The sequence below is a fragment of the Arthrobacter sorbitolis genome, from assembly GCF_054510995.1.
Window position 1 is genome coordinate 88,979 of sequence record NZ_JBTNDM010000002.1, and the last position, 21,578, is coordinate 110,556.

General features: G+C 70.1%; 25 protein-coding genes. 11 read left to right on the forward strand and 14 right to left on the reverse strand.

The features are described 5' to 3' along the window. The first annotated feature begins 84 nt into the window (after positions 1-84). Both ACX80K_RS04995 and ACX80K_RS05000 read left to right on the forward strand, forming a co-directional pair. Entirely contained in the window at positions 85-720 is a 636-nt protein-coding gene (locus ACX80K_RS04995) for a GNAT family N-acetyltransferase (protein ID WP_459270771.1), read from the forward strand. Continuing rightward, complete coding sequence (locus tag ACX80K_RS05000; RefSeq protein WP_459270772.1) at positions 717-1,223, forward strand: mycothiol transferase; 507 nt, start codon at positions 717-719, stop codon at positions 1,221-1,223. The genes ACX80K_RS04995 and ACX80K_RS05000 overlap by 4 nt, the downstream gene beginning before the upstream one ends. On the opposite strand, the gene ACX80K_RS05005 is transcribed toward ACX80K_RS05000, so the two are convergent. Both ACX80K_RS05005 and ACX80K_RS05010 read right to left on the reverse strand, forming a co-directional pair. Further along, positions 1,220-1,882, reverse strand: coding sequence for an alpha-ketoglutarate-dependent dioxygenase AlkB family protein (locus ACX80K_RS05005; protein ID WP_459270774.1), 663 nt, complete (start codon positions 1,880-1,882; stop codon positions 1,220-1,222). The two genes, ACX80K_RS05000 and ACX80K_RS05005, sit on opposite strands and share 4 nt — an antisense overlap. A gap of 39 nt (positions 1,883-1,921) precedes the next feature. Next, on the reverse strand, positions 1,922-2,740 hold the full coding sequence (locus ACX80K_RS05010) for a DUF1684 domain-containing protein (protein WP_459270775.1): 819 nt from the start codon (positions 2,738-2,740) through the stop codon (positions 1,922-1,924). 353 nt (positions 2,741-3,093) lie between these two features. Here ACX80K_RS05010 and ppk2 point away from each other — a divergent pair, with 353 nt between their 5' ends. Beyond that, positions 3,094-4,107 carry a polyphosphate kinase 2 gene (gene ppk2 / locus ACX80K_RS05015; RefSeq protein WP_459270776.1) on the forward strand — a complete coding sequence of 338 codons (1,014 nt, stop codon included), beginning with the start codon at positions 3,094-3,096 and terminating at the stop codon, positions 4,105-4,107. 34 nt (positions 4,108-4,141) lie between these two features. Here ppk2 and ACX80K_RS05020 read toward each other — a convergent pair whose 3' ends face one another. The 5 genes from ACX80K_RS05020 to ACX80K_RS05040 all read right to left on the reverse strand — a co-directional run bounded on the left by ACX80K_RS05020 (position 4,142) and on the right by ACX80K_RS05040 (position 9,313). Next, on the reverse strand, positions 4,142-4,615 hold the full coding sequence (locus ACX80K_RS05020) for a hypothetical protein (RefSeq protein ID WP_459270777.1): 474 nt from the start codon (positions 4,613-4,615) through the stop codon (positions 4,142-4,144). Between the two features lie 102 nt (positions 4,616-4,717). Further along, positions 4,718-6,199, reverse strand: coding sequence for an APC family permease (locus ACX80K_RS05025; RefSeq protein ID WP_459270778.1), 1,482 nt, complete (start codon positions 6,197-6,199; stop codon positions 4,718-4,720). A 158-nt stretch (positions 6,200-6,357) separates the two neighbouring features. After that, positions 6,358-7,818 carry an amino acid permease gene (locus ACX80K_RS05030; RefSeq protein WP_459270779.1) on the reverse strand — a complete coding sequence of 487 codons (1,461 nt, stop codon included), beginning with the start codon at positions 7,816-7,818 and terminating at the stop codon, positions 6,358-6,360. Positions 7,819-7,923: 105 nt separating this feature from the next. After that, the gene (locus tag ACX80K_RS05035; protein ID WP_459270780.1) at positions 7,924-8,532 is read right to left on the reverse strand and encodes a TetR/AcrR family transcriptional regulator; all 609 of its coding nucleotides are present in this window, start codon (positions 8,530-8,532) and stop codon (positions 7,924-7,926) included. Then, positions 8,516-9,313 carry a phosphatase PAP2 family protein gene (locus ACX80K_RS05040; RefSeq protein ID WP_459270781.1) on the reverse strand — a complete coding sequence of 266 codons (798 nt, stop codon included), beginning with the start codon at positions 9,311-9,313 and terminating at the stop codon, positions 8,516-8,518. The genes ACX80K_RS05035 and ACX80K_RS05040 overlap by 17 nt, the downstream gene beginning before the upstream one ends. A 109-nt stretch (positions 9,314-9,422) precedes the next feature. Between ACX80K_RS05040 and ACX80K_RS05045 the strand changes: the two genes are divergently transcribed. Beyond that, positions 9,423-10,085, forward strand: coding sequence for a pyridoxine/pyridoxamine 5'-phosphate oxidase (locus tag ACX80K_RS05045; RefSeq protein ID WP_459270782.1), 663 nt, complete (start codon positions 9,423-9,425; stop codon positions 10,083-10,085). Positions 10,086-10,118: 33 nt separating this feature from the next. On the opposite strand, the gene ACX80K_RS05050 is transcribed toward ACX80K_RS05045, so the two are convergent. The 4 genes from ACX80K_RS05050 to ACX80K_RS05065 all read right to left on the reverse strand — a co-directional run bounded on the left by ACX80K_RS05050 (position 10,119) and on the right by ACX80K_RS05065 (position 13,319). Next, complete coding sequence (locus ACX80K_RS05050; protein ID WP_459270783.1) at positions 10,119-11,138, reverse strand: zinc-binding metallopeptidase family protein; 1,020 nt, start codon at positions 11,136-11,138, stop codon at positions 10,119-10,121. A gap of 28 nt (positions 11,139-11,166) precedes the next feature. Continuing rightward, entirely contained in the window at positions 11,167-11,943 is a 777-nt protein-coding gene (locus ACX80K_RS05055; protein WP_459270785.1) for a sulfite exporter TauE/SafE family protein, read from the reverse strand. Positions 11,944-12,061: 118 nt separating this feature from the next. Further along, positions 12,062-12,889: an aldo/keto reductase gene (locus ACX80K_RS05060; protein ID WP_459270786.1), complete on the reverse strand. Its 828-nt coding sequence runs from the start codon at positions 12,887-12,889 to the stop codon at positions 12,062-12,064. A 133-nt stretch (positions 12,890-13,022) separates the two neighbouring features. Further along, complete coding sequence (locus ACX80K_RS05065) at positions 13,023-13,319, reverse strand: hypothetical protein (protein WP_459270788.1); 297 nt, start codon at positions 13,317-13,319, stop codon at positions 13,023-13,025. 241 nt (positions 13,320-13,560) lie between these two features. On the opposite strand from ACX80K_RS05065, the gene ACX80K_RS05070 reads away from it, so the two are divergent. Continuing rightward, complete coding sequence (locus tag ACX80K_RS05070) at positions 13,561-14,193, forward strand: GNAT family N-acetyltransferase (protein WP_459270789.1); 633 nt, start codon at positions 13,561-13,563, stop codon at positions 14,191-14,193. Here the strand turns inward: ACX80K_RS05070 and ACX80K_RS05075 are convergent. Then, positions 14,190-14,645, reverse strand: a complete 456-nt coding sequence (locus tag ACX80K_RS05075; RefSeq protein ID WP_459270790.1) for an SRPBCC family protein — start codon at positions 14,643-14,645, stop codon at positions 14,190-14,192. The genes ACX80K_RS05070 and ACX80K_RS05075 overlap by 4 nt on opposite strands. A 56-nt stretch (positions 14,646-14,701) precedes the next feature. Continuing rightward, positions 14,702-15,703: an NADP-dependent oxidoreductase gene (locus ACX80K_RS05080; RefSeq protein WP_459270791.1), complete on the reverse strand. Its 1,002-nt coding sequence runs from the start codon at positions 15,701-15,703 to the stop codon at positions 14,702-14,704. Positions 15,704-15,829: 126 nt separating this feature from the next. On the opposite strand from ACX80K_RS05080, the gene ACX80K_RS05085 reads away from it, so the two are divergent. Both ACX80K_RS05085 and ACX80K_RS05090 read left to right on the forward strand, forming a co-directional pair. Further along, positions 15,830-16,372, forward strand: coding sequence for an acyl-CoA thioesterase (locus tag ACX80K_RS05085; RefSeq protein ID WP_459270792.1), 543 nt, complete (start codon positions 15,830-15,832; stop codon positions 16,370-16,372). 52 nt (positions 16,373-16,424) lie between these two features. Further along, a complete protein-coding gene (locus tag ACX80K_RS05090; RefSeq protein WP_459270793.1) occupies positions 16,425-16,640 on the forward strand; it encodes an AsnC family protein in 216 nt (71 codons plus the stop codon). Between the two features lie 91 nt (positions 16,641-16,731). On the opposite strand, the gene ACX80K_RS05095 is transcribed toward ACX80K_RS05090, so the two are convergent. Further along, positions 16,732-18,060: an APC family permease gene (locus ACX80K_RS05095; RefSeq protein WP_459270795.1), complete on the reverse strand. Its 1,329-nt coding sequence runs from the start codon at positions 18,058-18,060 to the stop codon at positions 16,732-16,734. A 179-nt stretch (positions 18,061-18,239) separates the two neighbouring features. On the opposite strand from ACX80K_RS05095, the gene ACX80K_RS05100 reads away from it, so the two are divergent. From ACX80K_RS05100 to ACX80K_RS05115, 4 genes are all read left to right on the forward strand, one after another. Beyond that, positions 18,240-19,628, forward strand: a complete 1,389-nt coding sequence (locus tag ACX80K_RS05100; RefSeq protein WP_459270796.1) for an OFA family MFS transporter — start codon at positions 18,240-18,242, stop codon at positions 19,626-19,628. Between the two features lies 1 nt (position 19,629). After that, positions 19,630-19,734: an MFS transporter small subunit gene (locus ACX80K_RS05105; RefSeq protein WP_456151280.1), complete on the forward strand. Its 105-nt coding sequence runs from the start codon at positions 19,630-19,632 to the stop codon at positions 19,732-19,734. Between the two features lie 163 nt (positions 19,735-19,897). Next, the gene (locus tag ACX80K_RS05110) at positions 19,898-20,911 is read left to right on the forward strand and encodes an MBL fold metallo-hydrolase (protein WP_459270797.1); all 1,014 of its coding nucleotides are present in this window, start codon (positions 19,898-19,900) and stop codon (positions 20,909-20,911) included. Positions 20,912-20,980: 69 nt separating this feature from the next. Further along, positions 20,981-21,454: a MarR family winged helix-turn-helix transcriptional regulator gene (locus tag ACX80K_RS05115; protein WP_459270798.1), complete on the forward strand. Its 474-nt coding sequence runs from the start codon at positions 20,981-20,983 to the stop codon at positions 21,452-21,454. Positions 21,455-21,578: the final 124 nt, after the last annotated feature.

Below are 21,578 nucleotides of genomic sequence, written 5' to 3' on the forward strand. Positions count from 1 at the left end.
TACTGTCGGACGGGGCCCGGGTCCCCTACACTGCAGGGACTGGTCGAGCAGGAGGCCATGGACCCACCCGACGTGGAGCAAGCCATGGACACCTTCCCCCCGACACTCGACGATCCTCCCCTCCGGCACGCAACCCTCTCCCGGGCGGCGAAGCGGGCCCGCCTCGCCCCGGTGCTGCTCGGGGCGGAGCCGGAGATCCCTGCCGATCTCGGGCCCGTCTCCACCCGGCGGCTGCGCCACCTCTGCGACCGCACGTACCAGCTCCTCGACCAGGCCCGGCCCTTCCCCGAGGCGCGCGAGCGGTACGACGCCCTCGTCGAGGAGCTCGAACGGCGCGAGCGCGAGGCCGCGCTGCGAGCCGGCGAGGAGGACACCCTCGGGAAGTTCCGCGACAACGCACTGTTCTCACGCTTCGAGCTCTACCACGACGGGATCCTGGCCGGGTACGTGCAGTACGAGCTGCGCGGCGGGCAGGTCCTGCTGCTGCACGCCGTCGTCGATCCGAGGTTCCGGGGCACGGGCCTGGAGCCCGCCCTGATGCGGGCCGTGCTCCTCGACGCGCACCGCCGGCGCCTCGCCGTGACGCCCTGCTGCCCCGAGGCCCAGGACTTCCTGGCCGACCATCCGCAGTTCCTCCCGCTCATCCCCGCGCGGCAGCGACGCCGGTTCAGGCTGCTCAGGGCCTCGCGGGCCGCGGGCGTGGAGCAGGACCTGCGGTGACGCCGGCCGATGTGCTCTCCGAGGCGTACAGCCGGCTGCCCGACCTGGTGCGCGACGCCGTCGACGGCCTCGACGCCGACCAGCTGGCCCTCCGTCCCGGAGGATCCGGGAACCCGATCGCCTGGCTGGTCTGGCACCTCACACGCGTGGAGGACAGCCATTTCGCCGAGGCGTTCGGCCACGACCAGCTCTGGCTGACGCGCGGCTACGCGGACCGCTGGGAGCTCCCGCTCGACCGGGACGACACCGGGTACGGCCATTCCTCCGACGAGGTCGACGCCGTCAGGGTCGGTTCCGTCCAGCAGCTGCTCGACTACTTCGACGCCGTCCACGGCCTCGCCCAGGACCTGGTGGCCGGGCTCGACGACGAGGACCTCGCCCGCGTGGTCGACGAACGCTGGGACCCGCCCGTGACACTGCTCGTCCGGCTCGTGAGCGTGATCGACGACGCCGTGCAGCACGCCGGGCAGGCCGCCTACGCGCGCGGGCTCATCCTCGGCTAGGACAGGCCGGTCTGCCGCAGCGTGATGTTGAGCCGGCCGTCGAAACCGATCCCTGCGGGTGCCGTGCCGGGCAGGATCCTCGGCACCCCGTGGTAGGCGAACCGCGACGGGCCGCCGAAGACGAAGAGGTCGCCCGAGGCGAGTTCCACGTCCTGCCATGGGCGGTTCCGGTTCTCCGTGTTGCCGAACCGGAAGACGCACGAGGAGCCGAGGCTGAGGGACACCACGGGCGCGTCGACCCGCTCCTCCCGGTCCTGGTGCATGCCCATCCGGGCGTCGTCGTCGTAGTAGTTGACCAGCGCCGCGTCCGGCTCGTAGGACGCGGCGTCCGCCGGCCCGCAGGCCGCCGCGACGGCGTCCCGTCCCAGGGAGCGGAGCACCTCGGGGAACGGGGCGACGGCGGCGCCCCCGACGTCGTCGGCCGTCCGGCTGTACCGGTAGGGGAGCCAGTGCCAGCCGAGGCTCATGCTCCTCACCGACATCACGCCGCCGGTCGGCATCGTCACGGCCCGCATGGGCACCGGCCCGCTCGCCCAGGTGCGGCAGAGTGCCACGAGCTCGCGCTGCCGCTCGGGACCGAGCCAACCCGGAAGGTGCACGGCGCCCGGCGCCAGCTCCCGGCGCGGACGGGGGATCAGGGCGTCGATCGGTTCGCTCACCTCCCTATTGTGCGCCGCGCGGGCGGCCCGGGCGGAGCGTCAGGACTCCGGCCGCTTCTCCCCGGCCTCGACGGGGGCGTCCACGACATTGGCGTCCACCGGGAGGGGGCACGTGCCGAAGGGCGTGAAGGCGCTCGGGTAGTTGATGGTCCTGTTGAAATCCAGGATCACGGAGCCGTCCGGGCGCGGCCGGCGTACCGCCACCTTGCGCCACGGCGCCGTGGAGGTGCCGTTGGTGGTGTCGTGGAAACTGACGGTGAGCGCACCCGCCTCGTCCTGCGAGGCGCGGAGCCGATGCTCGCCGGGCGTACCGGGAAGGGCGAAGACGACGTCCCCCACCGAGGTGTGCGTCCCGGGCACGTCGGGATGCGCCGTGGGGATCCGCTCGTGCAGCGGCTCCGCATACGGTTCGAACCGCCCTTCGACCACGAGGTCTGGCCGGTAGTCGAAGACGGGAGTCCCGGTGAAGCGTGCCAGGGTCGTCGATGCCGCATCCCGGGTCCGCAGGGCGTACCGGTCGGCACGGCGGGCGAGTTCCACCACGACGCGCTGTCCGTCCGCGCCGCCGTAGGCCACCCACATCAGGGAGTCCTCGTCGTCGAGCACCGCGGTGAGCATCCCGTCGACGGGGCGGCCGCTCGCCAGGTCGGTCAGGCCGTCGGCGGGCTGGGCGGTCACGCTCGCCATGCCCCCGGCCGCCGACCAGAGTCCGGGCAGGCCCCCGACCTCGGCGGGCCCGTCCTCGAGCCAGTGGAAGGACGTCAGGGACAGCCAGCCGTGCGCCTCCGCGAGCGCGGCGTTCCGTGCTGCACGGAAGCGCGACCAGCGATCCTCGGCGGTCTGGGACGTGGGGCTCATGGATTCTCCTGGCTCGTGGGTACCTGCATGGGCTGGAACCGTGGGAGCGCGTGCAGCATTCCCGGGCCGGGCGGGCCGGGCGGGCATGACGGGCAGGTAGGCCGGATGACCGGATTCCCGTGGATCCTGCGGCAGGGCCGGCGTCGGGCGGTCCCGTCCGGGTACCAAGCCCCTGCCGTTCCGTCCAGCCGGCGCGGGCGCTGGGGGTGCAGGTGTCCGTGCCGCGGTCTTCTGGAACGATGAAGGACCGGCGGAGATGCGGCGTCCGTCCCCGCCCCGGGCCGTCACGTCGCCCACGAAGCGCGCCCGGAGCGCCGTGGCCGGCTGCGCTGCTGCACGAGGAGGAGACCGACATGACCGACACGACCGACACGACCGACACGACCGACGAACCCACGGACGCGCTGACCGACGAGCCGACGGACGCGCCCGCGGACCGTACGGGTCCGGCCGGGGCCGACGGCGCCGACGCCCCGCCCCCGTCCATCCCGGTCCCGACGCCGCACGCGGAGGGCGAGGACCACGTGCTGCTGCCGCACCCGGACCAGCCGACGTGGCGCGAGGACTACCCCTACGACACGCGGATGACGGAGCGTGAGTACCAAAAGGCCAAGAGGGCGTTGCAGATCGAACTGCTCAAGATGCAGGGGTGGGTCAAGGCGAACCAGGCCAAGGTGGCGGTGCTGTTCGAGGGGCGTGACGCCGCGGGGAAGGGCGGGACCATCAAGCGGTTCACCGAGAACCTCAATCCCCGCGGCGCGAGGATCATCGCCCTCGACAAGCCGAGCGAGAAGGAGCACACGCAGTGGTACTTCCAGCGCTACGTCTCGGTGCTCCCCTCGGGTGGGGAGATCGTGCTGTTCGATCGGTCCTGGTACAACCGGGCGGGCGTGGAACGGGTCATGGGGTTCTGCACGCCCACCGAGTACCTCGAGTTCATGCGGCAGGCCCCGGACCTCGAGCGCATGCTCGTCCGCAGCGACACGCACCTCATCAAGTTCTGGTTCTCGGTGTCCAGGGAGGAACAGCGCCGTCGCTTCGCGCAACGCCATTCGGACCCGGTACGGCGGTGGAAGCTCAGCCCCATGGACCTGCAGTCCCTCGACAAGTGGGACGCCTACACCGAGGCCAAGGAGGCGATGTTCTTCTACACGAACACGGCGGACGCCCCGTGGACCGTCATCAAGAGCAACGACAAGAAGCGCGCCCGGATCGAGGCGCTGCGCTACGTCCTGTCCGTCCTCGACTACGACGAGAAGGACCACGACGTCGTCGGCACGCCCGACCCGCTGATCGTCGGGACGGGCCCGCACTCCCGCGTGTTCGAGGCGGACGAGCAGTCCACCCGCCTCTTCCCCACGCTGTGAGGGGAGTGGCCGCGCCCGCGCGGACGATGGGGGCTCAGCCGCTGTAGGTGGCGGTCGCTCCCAGCCCCACGACGAGGATCACGAAGAAGACGATCATGGCGAGGACCGCCAGCGCGTAGAGGATGGTCACGATCCAGCCGAGGATCTTCCCCGCCGTCGCCGGCACGCCGAGGCGTTCGGCCTTCCGCGCCTGCCAGATCGCGAGCGGGCCGAGGACGAAGCCCGCCACGAAGAGTCCCACCAGTCCGAGGATGAGGGAGAGCTGCGCGGCCTTCTCGCCCTCCAGCGCGTCGTAGGAGGGCGGGTAGGACTGGTAGGGGCCCACCGGGTAGCCGCCGCCCGGGTAGGGCCCCGGCTGGTAGTCGGCAGGCGGGTAACCGCCCGGCTGGTAGGACTGCTGGTACGGCTGGGTGGGCTGGTAGGGCCGGCTGCCGTAGGCACCGCCGTCGGACGGGTTGTCGGAGCCCCCGGGGGAGGGGCGCTCACCGGGATACGGATCCTGGGACATCGTGGTTCTCCTGGTTCAGCTGGGCGGGCGCCCGAAGCAGCCGCCCCGGGGCACCATCATCTCGCGTCCTCGACGCCGGCGCACACCGCGCGGCGCTCCGCCCTACACCGTCACGCGCTGTTCCGCGCGGAGGCGGGAGTGCCGGTAACCGTACGCGAAGTAGATGGCGATACCGATTCCGAGCCAGACGGCGAAGAACAGCCAGGTGATCGTGGCGAGGTTGAACATCAGGTAGAGGCACAGCGCGGCCGACGCGAGGGGGATGACCTTCCCGAAGGGCACGCGGAACGCGGGCTTCAGATCGGGGCGCTTGCTGCGCAGCACGATGATCCCGAGGCTCACCGTGATGAACGCGGTCAGCGTGCCGATGTTGATCATCTCGGCGAGCACCTCGACCTGCGTGAACCCGGCGAGGAGCGCGACGACGACCCCGCACAGGACCTGGGTGCGTGCCGGCGTGCCGTGCTTGTCCGAGGTGCGGCTCAAGGCGCGGGGCAGGAGCCCGTCGCGGCTGAGGGCGAAGATCACCCGGGCCAGCCCCATGAGCAGCACCATGATGACCGTCGTCAGGCCGATCAGGCTGCCGAGCGAGATGATGCCGGCGGCCCAGTCGGCGCCGACGAGCTCGAAGGCGGTCGCGAGCGACGGCGCGCCCGACGCCCCGAGGTCGGTGTAGGGCACCATGCCGGTGACCACGAGGGTCACCAGGATGTAGAGGACGCTGACCACGGCGAGTCCGGCGAAGATGCCGCGCGGGAGGGTGCGGCTGGGATCCTTCACCTCCTCGGCGGAGGTGGCGACGACGTCGAACCCGATGAACGCGAAGAACACGAGTGCGGCTCCCGAGATGATCCCGGTGAAGCCGAAGGCGGCCGGCGAGGCGCCGCTGAGGAAGGAGAGGAAGGGCTGGTCCGCCCACCCGGCACCGGTGTCCGCGGCGGGCTGGGACGCGGGGACGAACGGCGTGTAGTTCGCGGGGTCGACGTAGAAGAAGCCGACCACGATGACGAACAGCACGATGCCGATCTTGATGACCGTGAAGACGCTGTTGACCCGGGCCGAGAGCTTCGTGCCGTAGATGAGCACGGCCGTGAACACCGCGACGATCAGCAGCGGGCCCCAGGTCAGGTCCAGGCCCAGGAGGCTGACCTCCGAGGGGACGTCGAGGTCCAGGGCGCTGAAGAGGTCGCTGAGGTAGACGCCCCAGAACTTCGCGATCACGGCGGCCGCCATCAGCAGTTCGAGGATCAGGTTCCAGCCGATGATCCATGCGAGCAGCTCGCCCATCGTGGCGTAGGTGAACACGTAGGCGCTGCCGGCCACCGGGATGGCCGTCGCGAACTCCGCGTAGCACATGATGGCGAGGGCGCACGTGACGGCCGCCAGCACGAAGGAGATGGTCACGGCCGGGCCGGCGTTGAAGGCGGCGGCCTGCGCGCCCACGGAGAAGATCCCGGCCCCGACGGCGACGGCGACGCCCATGATCATGAGGTCCCAGGTCGTGAGGGACCGCTTCAGGCCGTGTCCCTTCTCGTCGGAGTCCTGGATCGACTGTTCGACGGACTTGGTCCGGAAGAGGTCCATGGCGGTGCTGGTCCTTCGTTTGGGGAGCGTGGTCGGGGCGGGCCGGGTGCTGCCGGCCCCTGACGAGGATAGGAGCAGCAGGGAGCCCGCCGCACATCGTGACGTGCGGCGGGCTCCCTGTGGGTGGTGCCGGGTGATGCTGTGGTCGGATCCGGGGGCTACGCGCCGCTCTTCAGCAGGGCGTGCCGCGGACTGTCGGGGTTCATCAGCGAGTGCTTCCGCCCGTAGAAGAAGTACACGGCGAGGCCGATCACGAGCCAGATGCCGAACCGCACCCAGGTCTCCCAGTGCAGCTGCAGCATCAGGAACAGCGACGCGAGGACACCGAAGGCGGGGACGATCGGCATCAGCGGCAGCCTGAAGGTGCGGGGGACCTCGGGCCGCGTGCGGCGCAGCACGATCACCGCGATGCAGACGACGACGAACGCCGCGAGGATGCCGATGTTGGTGAGGTCCGCGACGGCGCGGATGGGGAAGACCCCGGCGAGCAGGGCTGAGGCGATACCGGCGATCCAGGTGACGCGCTGCGGCGTGCCGTTCTTGTCCGTCGTGGAGAACCAGGCCGGCAGGAGGCCGTCGCGGCTCATCGAGAACCAGACGCGCGTCACGCCGAGGAGGAAGGTCAGCATGACGGTGAGGATGGAGATCACCGCGAACGCCGAGATGATCGTCGCGACGACCGGGAGGCCGACGGACTGGAACGCCGAGGCGAAGCCGGCCGTGGGGCTGATGTCCTGGTAGTTCTGCATGCCCGTGAGGACGAGGGTCGCGAGGACGTACAGCACCATCGCGATCAGGAGGGACAGGAGGATGGCCTTCGGCATGTGCTTCTTGCCGTCCGTCGCCTCCTCCGCCGCGGTGCTCATGGCGTCGTAGCCGAAGACCGCGAAGAACACGGTCGCCGCACCGGTGAACACGGCGCCGAAGCCCGACGGCAGGAACGGCGAGTAGTTGTCGGCGTTGACGTAGAAGAACCCGAGGCCGACGATCCCGAGGATGAGCAGGATCTTGAGGCCCACGGCGATGAGCTCGAACCGGCCGAAGGTCTTGGTGCCGCGGCTGAGGATGAACGTGATGATCAGGCACACCACGATCGCGGGGACGTTGATCAGGCCACCCTCGATGGTGTCCGGGGTTCCCTGCATCCAGGTGGGCACGGTGACCCCGATGCCGGACATGAACTCGGTGAAGTACCCCGAAATGCCGATGGCGACGACCGCCACGATGGCGATGTACTCGAGCAGGAGGTCCCACCCGATGAACCATCCGATGATCTCCCCGAGCGCCACGTAGCCGTACGTGTAGGCCGAACCGGCGCGGGGGATCATCCCGGCGAACTCCGCGTAGGACAGCGCCGCCGCGGCGCTCGCGAGCCCGGCCACGAGGAAGGAGAGCAGGACGGCCGGGCCGACGGGCGTGCCGTCCGGCCCGCCGTTCGCCACGAGTCCGGCGAGCGTGAAGATCCCCACGCCGATGATGCCGCCGACGCCGATGGCCGTCAGCTGCCAGAGGCCGAGGCTCTTGAACAGGCCCGAGCGGCCCGTCTCGTCCTCGACGTTGTCGATGGGCTTGCGCCGCAGAACCGATTGCGATCCCGGCGCCCCTGAGCTGTCCGACATCATCATCCTTTCCTAGGAGGGGTGTGCACTGTGCATCCAGCAAGTATGGAGCCGGCTGTCGGTCCGCGGAAGCAGGCGTTCCTGAAGGGAAAGCGTCGGTTCTCCTTAACCTTCGCCGGACGGGGCGCCGCGCAGCGCGTCCAGCAGGAAGCCGAGATACCGTTCGAAGCCGGCGGCGCGGTCGGCAGGTTCGGACGGGAGGGAACCGAGCATGCGGATGAGGGCCAGCAGGTCCTGCGCCGTCAGGTCCGTGCGGGCGGCGCCGTCGTCCCTCAGCCGGACCGCCAGTTCCTCGGCGGCCGGCGTGATGCGCTCGCGCAGGAGGGCGAGTCCGGCCGATACGAAGCGGGGATCGTGCAGCAGTTCGCGGAGCCCCCGGTCCTCCAGCTGCATGCGTGCGGCGGCGCCGACGAAGAGTCTCGCGGCCGCCCACGGGTCGGCGGTCCGGAGAGCGGACGCCGCGACGGCGTCGACGTCCGCGACGCGCTGCTCGAGGATCGCCTCGATGAGCGTCCGGCGGTCCGGGAACCTGCGGTACACGGTCCCGACCCCGACGCCGGCCTCACGGGCGATGTCCTCGAAGCTGCAGTCCGCCCCCCGCACGGCGAACATGCGCCGCGCCGCCGCGAGGACCACCTTCCGGTTGCGCCGGGCGTCCCGCCGGAGCGGGCGCTCGGCGGGACCCGCTCCGGGAGCCTCAGGGGGGCGGGGCATGCACGGCCGCCCGGTGCAGCCGGAAGGTCAGGAAGAGCCGGTGGGCGGTGATGACGACGGCGAGCCAGGCGATCCCGAGGGTCCAGGCCACCAGGACGTCGGTGAGCCAGTGGTGGCCGAGGTAGACGCGGCTGAGCCCCATGCTCACCGCGAACAGGACGGCGAGCGTGATCGTGAGGGTCCGGGTGCGCTTGCGGTGCTGTCGCACCACGAGCAGGTAGGCGACGATGCCCGCGATCACGAGCGCGTTCAGCGAATGGCCGCTGGGGAACGACGGCGACGACTCGTAGGGCGGGACGGCGAGTTCGACCGGCGGGCGGAGCCGGCCGATGGCGTCCTTGCCGGCGACGGTCATCAGCAGGGACCCGAAGGCCGCCGCGGGCAGCAGGATCACGGGGGTCCACGACCTGCGGCGGACGGCGAGCAGCAGCATCACGGACACGGCGAGGATGGGCATGCCGATCGGCCCGCCGATATTGGTGTAGCCGGTGATGAAGGCGTCGAGCCAGTCCTGCCGCAGTGAGACGGCGAGGTCCAGGGCGGGGCGGTCGAGGGCGGCGACGCCGTCGGACTCGACGACCGATTCGTACACCTCGGCCGACACGGCCGTCAGGGCCGCCGCGACACCCCCGCCGACCGCGATCAGGAGCAGCAGCGCACCGTGCGGTCCGGCCCAGCGGGCGAGCGGACGGACACACCGCACGAGGAAGCGGCCGACCGGCGACTTCCAGCGGGTGAGGTCCCGTGGTCCTACGTACTGGTCCTCCTGGTGGGCTGGCATCCAACGACTCTATGCCGCCGGTGCGCGTGGCGGCATCCGGACGGGCCGGGCGGAGGGCGGTTTGCGCCCGCGGCGGCCGCGTGGGCCCCGGGCCGACTAGGCTGGCCGCATGAACGAGCCAGGCCTGATCCGCGACCTCGTCCGCGGCGTCCTCGTCTTCCCCGACGACATGCCGCCCTTCGACCCGCAGGCCGCGCCCGGCTCACCGGTCGACCTGTTCGTGGAGTGGCTGACGCGCGCCGTGGAGGACGGCGTCGCGGCACCGCACGCGGTCACGCTCGCGACCGTGGGCGACGACGGCATGCCGGACGCGCGCGTGGTGATCCTCAAGGACGTCACCCCGGCCGGGTGGCAGGTGGCCTCCAGCCTGGACAGCCCCAAGGGGCGGCAGCTCACCGCGAACCCCTCAGCGGCCCTCACCTTCTTCTGGCCCGCGGCGGGCCGGCAGGTGAGGATCCGGGGATCGGTCTCCACCGCCACCACCGAGGAGAACGACGCCGACTTCCAGCGCCGGCATCCCGTGGCGCGGGCACTCGTGCTGGCCGGATCCCAGAGCTCCGTCCTGCGCAGCAGGGAGGAGCTCGACGCCGCGGTCGGGGAGCAGGTGGAGCGTCTCGAGGCGGCGGACGGCCTCGCCTCGACCACGTGGACGGTCTTCACCGTCGCGCCGGACGCCGTCGAGTTCTGGCAGGCGGACCAGGAGCGCCGCCACCTCCGCCTCCTGTATTCGAGGTCCGGCGAGGGGTGGCGCCGGGAGCTGCTCTGGCCGTAGGCCCGTCAGGTCGCAGGGCCCACGTGCGCTCCGTCAGGCGCCTGGCCCTGCCACCGGTTCCCCGACGCGCACCCGCAGCTTGTGCACGAAGTCGAGCTTGGCGACGACGGCGGGCGGCAGGACGAACGGGTAGAGGTCGTTGGCGCCCATGCTGCGGTTGACCTGGTTGAGGGCCACGGAGAGCGGGATCCACGTCTCGCGGACCACGTCGCCGAAATCCTCCGAGCTGTTCGGCCCCGGGCCCTCGGCGAGCCCGTACTGCAGGGCGGTGTCCACGGTGTCGCAGATGTGGAGGTAGTGCGCGAAGGTCTCGGCGAAGTCCTCGTAGGGGTGCATCGTGGCGTACGTGGAGATGTGCTCCCGCCTCCAGTCCTCGGGGGCGCCCTCGGCGTAGTGCCGCTGGAGTGCGTCCTGGTAGCTGGAGCGGTCGTCGCCGAAGATGCCGCGTGCCCGGTCCGTCAGCGCCGGATCGGAGAAGACGAGCGTCCCCTCGAAGTAGTGGCCCGTCTCGTGCCGGAAGTGCCCCAGCATGGTGCGGTAGGGCTCCTCGAGCTTCGCCCGCATCTTCTCGCGGTGGGAGTCCACAGTCTCCGCCAGGTCGATGGTGATCAGGCCGTTCCGGTGCCCGATCACCACCTTCTCCTCAACACTGGACAGCAGGTCGAACGCGAGGCCCCGCTCCGGGTTCCGGACGCGGTCCTCGATCGGCAGGCCGAGGACGTCGAGTTCGTGGACGAGGTGCCGCTTGGACCGCTCGGCGTCGAGGAACTGGGCGAGACCGGTGGTGTCGTGGTCCTCCGGACGGGTGCGGGTGAGGTTGCAGCTGAAGCACTCGTCGCCCTCCTCCCCGACCAGCCAGGTGCAGCCGGAGAGCGTCAGGTTGACGCAGCGGCGCAGGGACCGGCCCTCGAGGTCGCGGTACACGCCGTCGTCGTCCAGAGGTGTGATGGCGCGCTCGCCGCGGTGGAATCCGAGGTGCGTGCCGCAGGCGAGGCAGCGGGAGTTCTCGAAGAACAGGGGCGCCGAGCAGACGGCGCAGGTGAAGCGTTGCATGGGGATCCTGGTTCCGGGTGGGTGGCGGTCAGCTGAAGAAGACGATGCGGATCAGTGCGGCCGTGCCGATGACGAGGATGGTGGCGCGCAGCGCGAGGGGGGAGAGCCTGCGGCCCACGCGGGCACCGAGGAACCCGCCGAGGGTGGCGCCGACGGCGATGATGAGCACCAGCGCCCAGTTGATGGAGCTCCAGGCGAACACCATGAACGTGACGGCTGCGACGCCGTTGACCGCAGTCGTCAGGACGTTCTTGATGGCGTTGATCCGCTGGAGGCTCTCGATGGTGACCATGCTCATCAGGCCGACGATGAGGATGCCCTGGGCGGCCCCGAAGTAGCCGCCGTAGACCCCGAGGACGCCGATACCGGCAAGCAGGAGCAACGAACGACGCCGGGACGGTGCGGCGTCGGGGGCGGCGTCGCCCGCCTTCGCGGCGGCGGCCCGCTGCACGCGCGGAGCCAGCGCCACCATGACGAGTCCGATGATGATGAGGGCGGGCACGATCGCCTGGAACGCTTCCGCGGGCAGCACGAGCAGCAGGAGCGCGCCGACCAGGCCGCCGAGCACCGACAGCGGCAGCAGCCTCAGGAGGAGCCGCTTGTTCGCCACGATCTCGCGGCGGTATCCCCACGAGCCGGACAGCCCACCGCCCACGAGGCCGATGTTGTTCGAGATGTTCGCGACGATCGGCGGGTAGCCGAACAGGAGGAGGGTCGGGAAGGTCACCAGGGTCCCGGACCCCACGACGACATTGATCATGCCTGCCCAGAAACCGGCGGCGAGGATCACGGCGATCTCGAGCAAGCGGGGGACGTCCTCTCAGGTCCGGGAAGGGCGCTCCCGTCGGTGCCGGGATCAGCAGGACGGCCGGCGGGAAGGTGCCCTCGGCAAGGATATGCCCGCCGCCCGGCCCGACCGGGTGTCAGTGGCCGAACTCGTCCGAGTCCACGATCTCCGCGTCGCCGGTGTCGAGGGTGTAGAGGCGAGCCAGCTCCTCCCCCGAGAGTTCGAAGTCGAAGATGTCGAGGTTCTCCGCCAGGCGCTTCGGGTCGGACGACTTCGGGATGGCGACCATGCCCTGCTGTACGTGCCAGCGCAGGACCACCTGTGCGGGCGTGCGCCCGTGCGCCCGGGCGATCGCCACGAGGCCCGGATCCTCCAGCAGCCCGCTGCCCTGGCCCAGCGGACTCCAGGATTCCGTCACGATCCCGTGGTCGTTGTGGAAGGCGCGCTCCTCGATGCGGGGCCGCTGCGGATCGAGCTGGATCTGGTTGACGTCGGGCACGATCCCGGCGTCCAGGACCTGCTGCAGGTGCGCGGGCTTGTAGTTGGACGTGCCCACGGCGCGGACGAGGCCCTCCTCCAGGAGGCCGGCGATGCCCTGCACGGCCTCCACCTGGCGGCCCTGGCCGGGGTTGGGCCAGTGGACGAGCAGCAGGTCGATGTAGTCGAGGCCCAGCAGGCCGGCGCTGGTCCCGAAGGCCCGCCGGACGCCGTCCATGCTGTGGTGTTCGCTGTTGAACTTCGTGGTGATGAACAGCTCCTCGCGGGGGACGCCCGAGCGGCGGATTCCCTCACCCACGCCTTTCTCGTTGCGGTAGTTCTCCGCGGTGTCGATCAGCCGGTACCCGGTCTCGATCGCGAGGCTCACGGTGTCCGCGGCCGCCGCGTCGTCCAGCGGCCAGGTGCCGAGTCCGAGGAGGGGGAGATGGGCGCCGCTGCGCAGCTGGACGGTGGGGGCCGGTGCCATGGTGGGACTCCTGGTCGGGGGACGGTGTCCGCACCAGCCTTCCCCGCCGGCACTCGACCCGTCAACCGGGCACGGACCCGACAGTCCCATGGCGGGGAGCGCGCTGGCATTCCTCCCCCCGGACGACCTGCGGCTAGCCGACCAACCGGGGGGAGGAGTGCCGGATGACGTCGAGCGCCGCGGGCGTGCCGCCGTAGGTGGCGCGCGGCGGACGTCCCGGGGTGCCGCCTGCCAGCAGATCGTCGATCAGCTCGTTGACGGCGCCCGCGATGCAGTCGCGTTCCTCGCCGGTCAGGGGGATGAGCCCGTGGAGATAGGCGTCCAGCTCCAGCTCGTCGAAGAAACCACCGGAGTTGAGGTAATGCAGGTGCACCTCGCCGAGCGTCAGGGACGACGCGCTCATGGCTCTCCGGGCGGTCTGGAACTGCACTGGGGGCTCCTCGGGGGATCACCCGGGCGCCGACCGCAGGGGTGTTGCCATCACGGTAGTCCCGCCGCCGTCAAGCCCTGCCGGGCACAGCATCAAGATTTGTTCAAGCCGCACGCCGCCCCCAGAACAGGGCCACCGGGGATATAGTAAGGGTACGTAATTTCCCATCGGGAAAGAATGCGCCTATAGTTTCGGGCAGGGCCTAGCAGCGGGCCATCGAACCACCATCGTGGAGCTGACCATGGAAACAACCTCTTTCGTCGATTACCGTCCACAGCCGGCACAGCCCGCTGACACGGACCAGGTAGGGTGGGGCACCGTTCCCCGCATCTCGCCCAGCCCTCTCCCTCGCACCGAGGACACGGAATTCCCCGAGGACCTCAGCGTCGTGTCGACGCGCCAGCTCCGTGTCCTGTGCAACCAGACCTACCGCCTGCTCGACCGGGACTTCCCGCCGATGGAGGCCGTGCACCACTACGAACTGCTGGTCGAGGAGATCGAGCGGCGCGAGGTCCAGGCAGAGGTGCGCTCCGCCCCCGTGAGGACCCGCAGCGGCTTCCGCGACAACTCCCTCTTCGCCCGCTTCGAACTCTTCAGCGACGGCACCATGGTCGGCCACGTGAAGTACGAGATGAAGGGCGCCCACGCGGTCCTGATCCAGGCCGTCGTCGACCCGCGGTTCGACGCCGTCGACGTGGAGCCGGCCCTCATCCGCCAGGTGCTCCTCAACGCCCACCGGCGCCGTATCGCCGTCGTCCCCTACTGCCCGCGGGTGCGTGAGTTCCTGGTGGAGTTCCCGCAGTACCGCGCGCTCCTGCCGGTCGACCAGCGGAAGCGGCTCGAGGCCACGATCCACGCAGCAGGCGAGGACTAGCCGCTCGGCGGCGCGGCCACGAGGAAGCGGTTGCGGACGCCGATGAGGTGACGCAGGTACGGCCGGAGGAGTAGGCGCTCCGCCACCAGGCCCGCCGCCCCGAAGGGTGCAGAGAACTCGATCCTGTCGATCATCGTCGTGACGCCGTCCGACGCCGAGAACTCGTGCACGTGCCGGAAGGCGCGGAACGGGCCGCTGAGTTGCTCGTCGACGAAGCGGTGCGGAGCGTCGAACTCGGAGATGACGCTCGTCATCCGGATCGGGAGGCCGAAATGCCAGGCCCGCCACGTGACCTGCTCGCCGTCGCCGATCAGCCCGCTCGTCACCCCTCCGATCGCGCGTTCCCGTGAGAAGCGCATCGATCCGACGTGGGCGTCGATGCTGCGTGCACGGTCGAACAGTTCGGACGGGCCGACGGGCGTCGTCGTCGTGCAGGTGAAGGCGACGGTCATGCCGCCAGTATCGCAGCCCGGCGTCGGTCGGCCGCGTCGACGGCGGGATCCGCCGTTCAGGGGCGGACGAGCATCTTGCCCGTGTTCGCGCCGTCCATCATGTCCAGGAAGGCGCGGACCGCGTTCCCGATGCCGTCCACGACGGTCTCGTCGAAGACCACGCTGCCGTCGGCCAGCCAGCCCGTCATCTTCCCCGCGAACTCGGCCTGCAGATCCTGGTGCTGCCCGACGATGAAGCCCTCCAGCTTGAGGGAGTTCTTGACGAGATTGGCCATGTTGTCGGGGCCCGGCGTGCGCGCGGTGTTGTTGTACTGCGAGATGGCGCCGCACAGGGCGGCGCGGCCACCGCGGTTCAGGCGGTCCAGGGCCGCCTCCAGGTGATCCCCGCCGACATTGTCGAAGTAGACGTCGATGCCGTCGGGGGTGGCCTCGCGCAACTGCTCCCGCACGGGTGCGTCCTTGTAGTTGAACGCCTCGTCGTACCCGTACTTCTCCTTCAGGAGCGCCACTTTCGCGGCCGAACCCGCGGAACCGATCACCCGCGATGCGCCCAGCTTGCGTGCCACCTGTCCTGCGATGGATCCGACGGCGCCCGCCGCCCCGGAGATGAAGACGACGTCGCCCTCCTCGAGGCTCGCCACGCGCTTCAGGCCGGCATAGGCGGTGAGGCCGGTCATGCCGGCGGCTCCGAGGAAGACGGACAGGGGCAGTTCCGTCTCCGGCAGGGGGGAGAAGTGGCGGGCAGGACCCTGCGCGAGATCGCGCCACCCGTCCCCGTGGAGGACCGCGCTGCCCACGGGCAGGGAGTCCGAGGTGGACTCCACGACCCTGCCCACGGCGCCGCCCGTCATGGTCTCGCCCAGCCCGAACGGCGGGATGTAGGACTTCGCCCCACTCATGCGGCCGCGCATGTACGGATCGACGGACACGAACTCGTTGCGGACGCGGACCTCGTCGTGACCGAGTGCGGGCAGTTCGACCTCCACCGTGGCGAAGTCCTCCGGGGTCGGTGTGCCGACGGGGCGTGAGACGAGCTGGATCTGGGTGCTGGTGGTCATGGTTGCTCCTCGTGCTGGATTGTTTCCTGCTGGCGGAAACCACTGAACCGGAGAGATTATTCCGTTTCTGTGCCGTGGCCGCGGACACGATCGACGGTGATGTTACTGGTGAGTAATATAGCGGGCATGCACCTGATCTTCCGCACGATGCTGCAACTGTTCACCTCCGGCAGGCGCTCGACGCTCGGTATCTGGGATGCCGGCAGTATCGGCCTGCGGGTCCTCCTGACCGACATCGACATCGCGATGCACATGAACAACGGCATGTACTTCTCGGTGTTCGATCTCGGGCGCTTCGACCTCCTGGTGCGCAGCGGTGTCTGGCGCACGATGCGTGCCCGCGGGTGGAGTCCGGTCGCTGCAGGGGAGACGATCAGCTTCCGCAAGTCGCTCCAGCTCGGCCAGCGGTACTCGGTCGAGACCCGCATCCTCGGCCTCGACGAGCGCGCCATCTACTTCGAGCAGCGCGCCGTGGCCGACGGCGAGATCTACGCGCGTGCCGTGATCGCCACGCGCCTCGTCTCCGGCGCGGGCCCGGTGAGCAACGAGGAGATCATCGCGGCCTTCGGTGCGCCACCCGAGGATCTCGTGCTGCCCGGGTGGGTCCACGAGTGGCGCCTGAACAACACGCTCCCGAGTACCCGCAGGCCGGCCCCGCACTCCTGGTGACCGTCCGGAGCAACCCTTGCCCGCACCCTGCGACGTCAACTAATGTTGACGCATGGAGGTGGAGCGTATGAAGACTCTCGTCGGGTCGATGGATGGGAAGGGACCAGCGGAATCCCTGCAGATGATCGCCGAACTGCACCGGGAGGTGGGGCAGGCGGAAGCCGGCCTCGTGCGCAGTGCCCGGCAGGCAGGACTGTCCTGGGAGGCCATCGCGCAGTCCCTGGGCGTGAGCAAGCAGGCCGTGCACCGCAAGTACGGCAAGCGGTAAGGGCTCCGAGGTCCGGCACGGAAGGGGGAGGCGGCCCGTCGGCGGACCGCCTCCCTGCCCCTTCCCGGCGCGGACTTCGGAGCGGGCGGGGTTACCGGTCGGCAGCCTTCGCCGTCCTGCCGCGTACCACGTGCTGCACGCCGTACAGGGCGAGCCCCAGTGCGAGGAGGATCCCGGCGCGGAGCCAGATCTCGCCCGTCTGCTGCGTGAGCAGCAGGACGCAGGAAGCGATCGCGAGGTACGGGAACACCACCGGGATGCGGAAGTGCTCGTGGTCCACCTCGTCCTTCCGCAGCACGATCACGGCGATGTTGGTGCTGAGGAACACGAACAGCAGGAGCAGGACCACGGTCTGCGACAGCGACTCGAGCCCTCCGGTGAGCGTCAGCGCCATGGCCACGAGGGTGGTCGCGACGATCGAGACCCAGGGGGTGCGTCGGTGGGGGAGGACGCGGTCGAAGACGGACGGGAAGAGCCCCTGCTCGGCCATGCCGTAGGTGAGGCGGCTCGACATGATCATGGTCAGCAGGGCGCCGTTGGCGACGGCGATGAGGGCCACCAGGCTGAAGAGCCAGGTCGGGATGCCCGCGCCGGTGGCCGCGACGACGTCGAGCAGGGGTGAACTGGAGCCGGCGAGCTGGTCGGGGGCGAGGGCCGCGGAGGACGCCAGTCCGATGAGGAGGTAGACGACGCCGGCCGTCAGGAGGGCGCCGAAGATGGCGCGGGGGTAGACGCGGCTGACGTCCTGGACCTCCTCGGCGACGTTCGCCGACACCTCGAACCCGACGAAGGAGTAGTAGGCGATGAGGGAGGCGGACAGGACGGCGGATGCTGCGCTCACGCCTGGAGGGAACTCGCTGACGCGCGAGATGTCCCCGTTGCCGCCCGCCACGAAGATGCCGACGACGACGATGACCAGGACCAGACCCGAGACCTCGACGACGGTCATGACGACGTTGCTGCGGACCGATTCCTTGATGCCGCGCATGTTGAGCAGGGCCAGGAGGACGAGGAACACCAGGGCGGCGGGCACGGCCGGCACGTCGATGAACGTCGTGAGGTACCCGCCGGCGAAGGCCTGGGCGAGGCCGGCGGCGCTGGTCACGCCTGCGGCGAGCATGCAGAAGCCGACGAGGAACGAGATGAACGGCTTCTTGAACGCGCGGTCGGCGAAGACCGCGGCACCGCCGGCCTTCGGGTACTTCGTCACGAGCTCGGCGTAGGACCCGGCGGTCAGCAGGGCCAGGGCCAGGGCCACCATGAGGGGGACCCAGATGGCGCCGCCCACCTCGGCCGAGATAACGCCCACGAGCGCGTAGACGCCCGCGCCGAGGACGTCTCCGAGGATGAAGAGGTACAGCAGCGGGCCCGAGATGCCGCGCTTCAATCTGGTGTCGGGAACCTGCTCTGTGATGGCCATGGGGGTCAGTCTAGGTGAGAATACTAAGCTGGCTGGCTATTCCCTGCTCCGGTATACCACTCGGCGCGCCAGGATGACCACCCGTCGCGGAATGGCGACGGCCGCGTGTGACGCACCGCATAATTGCCTGTACCAACGATGGCCGGGGTCGGCCACTCATGCTGACGGAGAGGTTATCGATGAGCTGGTTAGACCGCGAGCACACTATCGCGCCACCTGGATACAACCGCTGGCTCATCCCGCCGGCCGCACTGGCCGTCCACCTGTGCATCGGGCAGGCATACGCGACCAGCGTGTACAAGACCGCGCTGACGGCCCACTTCGACGCCACCCTCACGCAGATCGGCATCATCTTCTCGATCGCCATCGTGATGCTCGGGCTGTCCGCCGCCGTGCTCGGCACCTGGGTGGACCGCAACGGGCCCCGCAAGGCGATGGCGACGTCGGCCGTGTTCTGGACCTCGGGCTTCCTGGTGGGAGCCCTCGGCATCTTCACCGACCAGCTGTGGCTCGTCTACCTCGGGTACGGCTTCATCGGCGGTATCGGCCTCGGCATCGGTTACATCTCGCCGGTGTCCACGCTGATCAAGTGGTTCCCCGACCGTCCGGGCCTCGCCACCGGCATGGCCATCATGGGCTTCGGCGGCGGCGCCCTCATCGCGAGCCCGCTGTCCACGCAGCTGCTGCGCATGTACGACCCGAACTCCGGGGCGGAGGGCTGGGTGGCCAGCGGCGACGCCGTCGGCAAGCTGTTCCTGACCCTCGCCGTCGTGTACTTCGTCTACATGATGTTCGGCGCGTTCACCATCAAGGTGCCGGCCGACGGCTGGAAGCCTGAGGGCTTCGACCCCTCGCAGCTGAAGTCCAAGCCGCTCGTCACCACCGACAACGTGTCCGCCGCGAACGCGATCAAGACCCGCCAGTTCTGGCTCGTATGGATCGTCCTGTTCTGCAACGTCACGGCGGGCATCGGCATCCTCGAGCAGGCGTCCCCCATGATCCAGGACTTCTTCCGCGGTGCGGACGGCACGACGGCGGTCTCCGTCGCCGTGGCCGGCGGCTTCGTGGGCCTGCTGTCCATCGGCAACATGGGCGGTCGCTTCGTCTGGTCGACGACGTCCGACATCATCGGCCGCAAGCGCATCTACATGGTCTACCTCGGGGTGGGAGCCGTGCTCTACGCAGTGCTCGCCCTCGCCGGCTCGTCCACCACGCTGCTGTTCGTCGTCCTGGCCTTCGTCATCATCTCGTTCTACGGCGGCGGTTTCGCCACCGTCCCGGCGTACCTCCGGGACCTCTTCGGGACGTACCAGGTCGGCGCGATCCACGGCCGACTGCTCACTGCTTGGTCGGCCGCAGGCATTGCCGGACCGCTGATCGTCAACGCGTTCCTCGATGCGCAGGGCACCCCGGGAGAGCTGACGGCCGGTGCCTACCAGCCCGCGCTGCTCACCATGGTGGCCCTCCTGATCGTGGGGTTCATCGCCAACCTGCTGGTCAAGCCGGTCGATCCCCGCTTCCACGAACCCGTCGCGGAAGCACCCCGAGAATTCGCGAAGGAGGCCTGACATGACCGGAGCACGCATCGCCGCCGTCTGGGCGCTCGTAGGAGTGCCCCTCGCCTACGGCGTCTTCCAGACACTGACACGTGTAGCAGCCCTGTTCGGGGGCTGACCCGGGCGTCGGCGGTGCATGCCGCCTACGGGCAGTCCCGCTCAATCTTCCCGTGCCGCCGCGCCGGGTGCTCAGACCCGGTGTAACGCCCCCGCGGACCTGGCCTGCCGCGCCGGGTGTACGGCCGGGTCTACGGTTGGAGCAGGCTACCCGGGGAGGATGAATGCAGAGCACGAGCAGGCAGCAGACGGACGCCCTCGAGCGGGGCGACCTCCCTCCGCTCGACCGGGTACGGGACGACGTCTGGGCTCTCGCGCAACCCATGCCCGGCGGCCACCTCGCCTACTCCTTCACCTACCTGCTGCGGGGCGCGGACGGCGGTGTCCACGTCATCGATCCCGGATGGGACTCGGACACGAACTGGGACCGTCTGCTCGCGGCGCTCGCCGCGATCGTCCCCGGTGCGGCGGGCGCCGACGCCGTCACCGGCATCACCGGCACGCACCTGCACCCGGACCACGTGGGTATGGCCGCCCGCCTGCGCGGAGCATCCGGCGCACCGCTGGCGATGCACGCAGTGGAGCGCCGCGCGCTCGAGCTGCACCGGGTCCGCCGGTTCGACCCCGACGAGGCCCTCGGCCGCCTGGCGGCATGGGGTGTCCCGGAGGGGCGCCGCAGTGAACTGGCCCAGGACGTGGACCGGTCTCCCGAAGCACTGGTGCTGGCCGTCGACCGGGAGCTCGGCGACGGGGACCTCCTGTCCGTCGCCGGCTTCCGCGTCTCGGTGATGTCCACGCCGGGCCACACCGCAGGCCACCTCTGCCTGCGCGACGACGACCGCGGCCTCCTCTACACGGGGGACCACGTGCTGCCGACGGTGTTCCCCGGTCTCGGCCTCGGCGGAGAGACGCCGTCGAACCCGCTGGCCGACTACCTGGCGTCCGTGGAGCGCATCCTCCCCTACGGCGGGTACGAGGCCGCCCCCGGCCACGGCTACCGGTTCACCGGACTCGGCGAGCGCGCTGCCGCGTGCGCCGACCACCAGCTCGAACGGGCACGGGAAGTGGCGTCCGCGCTGGCCGGAAGCGCGAGCCCGTCCGGGCCGACCGTCTGGGAGATCGCTTCGCACCTCACCTGGACGGCGGGATGGGACGGGCTGCACGGATTCCAGCTGCTCTCCGCGTTGACCCAGACGCGGATGCACCAGGACTTCGTCAGCACGCACGGCCTGCCCTGACCGCCGAAATACTGAAACTTTTCCGGCGAATACGGCCATGGGTGCCCCCGGCATCTATACGCTTCCTCCATGGACGCAGCAGCAGATACCGACGGGGTGGAATTCGACCGCGCCATCGAGGTGCTGGAGGAGCAGACGAGCGTGTTGTGGCGCCGGGAACGGACCACGTCCCACGCGCTCGCCAAGAACGTGCACCCGGAGATGGAGCCCGCCGCGTACGGCATCCTGACCCTGCTGCAGCGGGAAGGATCGCTGCGGGCGACCGACATCGCGACGAGCATCGGGGTGGGCAAGCCGTCGGTGAGCCGGCAGCTCGCCGGGCTGGAACGGCTCGGGCTGGTCAGCCGCCAGCTCGACCCGTCGGACGCCCGCTCCCAGCGGGTCCTGCTGACCGCGCGTGGCCAGCAGCAGCTCGCCACCGCCCAGGCGGGCAGGCGCTCGGCCTTCACGGCGCTCATGAACAGCTGGGACCCCGAGGACGTCGAGACGCTCGGGCTGCTGATCGCCCGGCTCAACAGCACCTACACGAAGGACACCTGGTAGCGGCTCGGCTCCGCTCCCTTCCAGGATGAACTGCCCTCCGCACCGCACCGCACACGGCGGCCGGCCGGCAGCGTCAAATCCGTGCCCGGCCGTGGCGCCGGATGCACCGCCTGCTCATGCATGC

Bases quoted from the DNA above. Each gene is read 5' to 3' on its own strand.
- ACX80K_RS04995 (WP_459270771.1), top strand. From the start codon at position 85: ATGGACACCTTCCCCCCGACACTCGACGATCCTCCCCTCCGGCACGCA.
- ACX80K_RS05010 (WP_459270775.1), bottom strand. From the start codon at position 2,740: ATGAGCCCCACGTCCCAGACCGCCGAGGATCGCTGGTCGCGCTTCCGT.
- ppk2 (WP_459270776.1), top strand. From the start codon at position 3,094: ATGACCGACACGACCGACACGACCGACACGACCGACGAACCCACGGAC.
- ACX80K_RS05020 (WP_459270777.1), bottom strand. From the start codon at position 4,615: ATGTCCCAGGATCCGTATCCCGGTGAGCGCCCCTCCCCCGGGGGCTCC.
- ACX80K_RS05025 (WP_459270778.1), bottom strand. From the start codon at position 6,199: ATGGACCTCTTCCGGACCAAGTCCGTCGAACAGTCGATCCAGGACTCC.
- ACX80K_RS05030 (WP_459270779.1), bottom strand. From the start codon at position 7,818: ATGTCGGACAGCTCAGGGGCGCCGGGATCGCAATCGGTTCTGCGGCGC.
- ACX80K_RS05035 (WP_459270780.1), bottom strand. From the start codon at position 8,532: ATGCCCCGCCCCCCTGAGGCTCCCGGAGCGGGTCCCGCCGAGCGCCCG.
- ACX80K_RS05040 (WP_459270781.1), bottom strand. From the start codon at position 9,313: ATGCCAGCCCACCAGGAGGACCAGTACGTAGGACCACGGGACCTCACC.
- ACX80K_RS05045 (WP_459270782.1), top strand. From the start codon at position 9,423: ATGAACGAGCCAGGCCTGATCCGCGACCTCGTCCGCGGCGTCCTCGTC.
- ACX80K_RS05050 (WP_459270783.1), bottom strand. From the start codon at position 11,138: ATGCAACGCTTCACCTGCGCCGTCTGCTCGGCGCCCCTGTTCTTCGAG.
- ACX80K_RS05060 (WP_459270786.1), bottom strand. From the start codon at position 12,889: ATGGCACCGGCCCCCACCGTCCAGCTGCGCAGCGGCGCCCATCTCCCC.
- ACX80K_RS05070 (WP_459270789.1), top strand. From the start codon at position 13,561: ATGGAAACAACCTCTTTCGTCGATTACCGTCCACAGCCGGCACAGCCC.
- ACX80K_RS05075 (WP_459270790.1), bottom strand. From the start codon at position 14,645: ATGACCGTCGCCTTCACCTGCACGACGACGACGCCCGTCGGCCCGTCC.
- ACX80K_RS05080 (WP_459270791.1), bottom strand. From the start codon at position 15,703: ATGACCACCAGCACCCAGATCCAGCTCGTCTCACGCCCCGTCGGCACA.
- ACX80K_RS05085 (WP_459270792.1), top strand. From the start codon at position 15,830: ATGCACCTGATCTTCCGCACGATGCTGCAACTGTTCACCTCCGGCAGG.
- ACX80K_RS05090 (WP_459270793.1), top strand. From the start codon at position 16,425: ATGGAGGTGGAGCGTATGAAGACTCTCGTCGGGTCGATGGATGGGAAG.
- ACX80K_RS05095 (WP_459270795.1), bottom strand. From the start codon at position 18,060: ATGGCCATCACAGAGCAGGTTCCCGACACCAGATTGAAGCGCGGCATC.
- ACX80K_RS05100 (WP_459270796.1), top strand. From the start codon at position 18,240: ATGAGCTGGTTAGACCGCGAGCACACTATCGCGCCACCTGGATACAAC.
- ACX80K_RS05105 (WP_456151280.1), top strand. From the start codon at position 19,630: ATGACCGGAGCACGCATCGCCGCCGTCTGGGCGCTCGTAGGAGTGCCC.
- ACX80K_RS05110 (WP_459270797.1), top strand. From the start codon at position 19,898: ATGCAGAGCACGAGCAGGCAGCAGACGGACGCCCTCGAGCGGGGCGAC.
- ACX80K_RS05115 (WP_459270798.1), top strand. From the start codon at position 20,981: ATGGACGCAGCAGCAGATACCGACGGGGTGGAATTCGACCGCGCCATC.